Raw genomic sequence first — 2,546 nt, forward strand, 5'->3', positions numbered from 1 at the left:
GAAACATCGATGTAAAGGTCATTTCAGTTTCCTATTGCCTGTTGCCTATTGCCTATTGCCCTCTAGCAGCGCTTTAACAAGATATCGGGTTCAACTCCAAAATTTGGGTAGAAACCCGGTTTCTAAAATCGGGCGGGGAGTGTCAAATTAATAGGGATCGTCCGAGAGTCTGCCGTCATTGACGCTAATTGAATAGTCGCCTTCGTCCGGTCGGTTTTTCAGGTCGAAGGTTTCGCCGTCCCGGCGTTTCCAGAGTTGAAAATCGGAGAATGTCAGGGGTGTCCCGGGTTCGCAGACTTCCGGGGAATGACTTCCCGATACGAAATAGACCGAGCCCTGTCCCATGACTTCCGCGAGTCCCGTTTCATCGATGGTCAAAGACGTTCCCTCGTCGATGCCGATTCCCAACACCTTTGCCGCCAGACCATCTTGCCGGGCCCGGGCGACGAATGTCATCAAACGGCCCATGCGATCGCGATCGGCAAAATGAGTGTCAACAATTGTATTTTCCAAATATCGCCAGTCAAATACGCGGTCGTCGAGTTCGATATCCCGATAGGGATCGTCCAACGCCGATTCGCTGTCGATACTCTGGCCGCAGGCGGTGAAGACGAAACGGCTTTGGATCATCGCCCCCGCACTGGTCCCGCCGATCGCCGCGCCGCGATCGAGGGCAGACTTGATGGCATCATATAAATCGGTATCCAAATAATTACGGAGGTAGCGGCACTGGTCGCCCCCCGCAAAGAAAATCATCTCGGCATTGCGGACACTCTCGACCACATCCGGATGGTTGGCGTCTTCCGGACGGGTGACGAGTAAGGTTTCCACCGAATCCACCCCCGCCATGTCGAAAATCGGTTCGTTGTAGCCGTCTTCCCCGGAATCCCGGATGATGACCACATCCACGGTGCGATCGCAATATTTGCCCCCCCGCACCCGGTCGATCGCCCACTGGAAAGCCGGATCGACATCCGGGCCGCCGCCGCCGAGAATGTGGACGATCTCAGTTTTCGGAATTTTCACGTCCGCCGCGTTTCCGTCGAGATAGCGTTTCACCCCGGCGGCGGCGGGACGGGGAAAGGCGAGGATCGCGATCGCCCAAAGAACCATCACGCCGATCAAAATAGCGATCGGGTGCGATTGCCAAAGCCACAAATTGTCCATGATTCTCCACTCGATGGTTGAAAATTAGTAATCAATGTTACTGTTTTTTCCGCGAGTTTCTGAGTGGTTCCGCCCGTTTTGAGGAGAAAGGGGCGATCGGGATGAGATCGGGGTGTCATCAATTGTAGTGGGGAACGCACCCAACCCGACTCTAGCGATCGGCCATCAGCTTTCGGCGAACTGCCCACAATTGGGAGATTGGCGGAGTGTTGGGATCTCCTCAGAGTCCTGGCGGTTTAGAATATATAGCAGTCGCCCGGGTAGCTAGGACATCGAACCACCCTGAAACTCAGACGGTAGGCGCTTTTCTTCCCTATTGCCTGTTGCCTATTGCCTGTTGCCTGCTATCAATTCGGATCGGCGCGATCGCGCAGGAGGTCAAAATGGTACGGACACCCCCCAAACCGGACACCGAAACGCTCTCCCTTGAATTACCAAAAACGATTAAACTTTATGTCACCCAAGAACAGTTCGCGGCCCTCGCCGCAGTCAACCGAGATTTGCAACTGGAAAGAACGGCAGAAGGAGAGTTGATCGTGAATCCGCCGACCGGTTGGGAAACGGGAAAACGCAACCGCAGCATTACCGGACAACTTGATCGCTGGTACGAAGAAAACGGACGTCCGGGGGAGGCTTTCGACTCCTCCACCGCCTTGATTTTACCCAACGGCGCGACCCGTTCTCCCGATGCCTGTTGGATCAGTCCGGAATCCTGGGATGCCCTCACGCCGGAACAAAAAGGGACATTCGCCAATATCTGCCCCGATTTTGTCGTCGAGTTGCGATCGGATTCTGACACCTTAAAATCGCTGCGAGAAAAAATGCGCGAATACATGGACAACGGCGCGAAATTGGGATGGTTGCTCGATCCGAAACATCGCAAAGTCGAAATTTACCGCCCGGAATCGCCGGTGGAAATATTAGAAAATCCCGACGAGTTGTCCGGCGAAGCGATAGTACCCGGTTTCAAGTTAAACTTGCGCCGCGTATACGGGGAATAGGGAGTCGGGAGTCGGGAGTCGGGAAGAAGCAAGCCAGCATCAGTCACCCGTGTTATCTGTGAAATCGGGTTCATCCGCGATCGCGACTGGGGAATAGGGAATTTTTCACTTTTCACTTTTCACTTTTCACTTTTCACTTTCCCCACACCCCACATCCCCAAAATTGTTAAGGATTGTCACCGTTTTTCCCCACCCGGCCATATTGTGTCCCCCTCTGCGGTAGTCTAGATTCGGTAGTGCGATTCGTTCGGGAATGAAATCGGGCTGAAATACCTGAAATAACCTCCCGGTAAGGCTTTCATCCCCTTGGATGGATATAAGGGACGCACCCCTGACCAGCCTTATAACTGTCTGTATGTTCCGAAGTTTGGTATCACA

At 53.6% G+C, this 2,546-nt stretch carries 3 protein-coding genes; 1 reads left to right on the forward strand and 2 read right to left on the reverse strand.

What is annotated here, in order from left to right; genetic code table 11:
• Positions 1-147 precede the first annotated feature (147 nt).
• Positions 148-1,167, reverse strand: a complete 1,020-nt coding sequence (locus LKE08_RS04855; protein ID WP_324703067.1) for a Type 1 glutamine amidotransferase-like domain-containing protein — start codon at positions 1,165-1,167, stop codon at positions 148-150.
• Between the two features lie 383 nt (positions 1,168-1,550).
• Here LKE08_RS04855 and LKE08_RS04860 point away from each other — a divergent pair, with 383 nt between their 5' ends.
• On the forward strand, positions 1,551-2,168 hold the full coding sequence (locus LKE08_RS04860) for a Uma2 family endonuclease (RefSeq protein ID WP_324703068.1): 618 nt from the start codon (positions 1,551-1,553) through the stop codon (positions 2,166-2,168).
• Between the two features lie 126 nt (positions 2,169-2,294).
• Here the strand turns inward: LKE08_RS04860 and LKE08_RS04865 are convergent.
• A partial coding sequence (locus LKE08_RS04865) for a hypothetical protein (protein WP_324703069.1) occupies positions 2,295-2,546 on the reverse strand: 252 nt, incomplete at its 5' end.

Origin of the sequence: Lyngbya sp. CCY1209, assembly GCF_035615495.1 — a bacterium.
GTDB lineage: Bacteria > Cyanobacteriota > Cyanobacteriia > Cyanobacteriales > Microcoleaceae > Limnospira.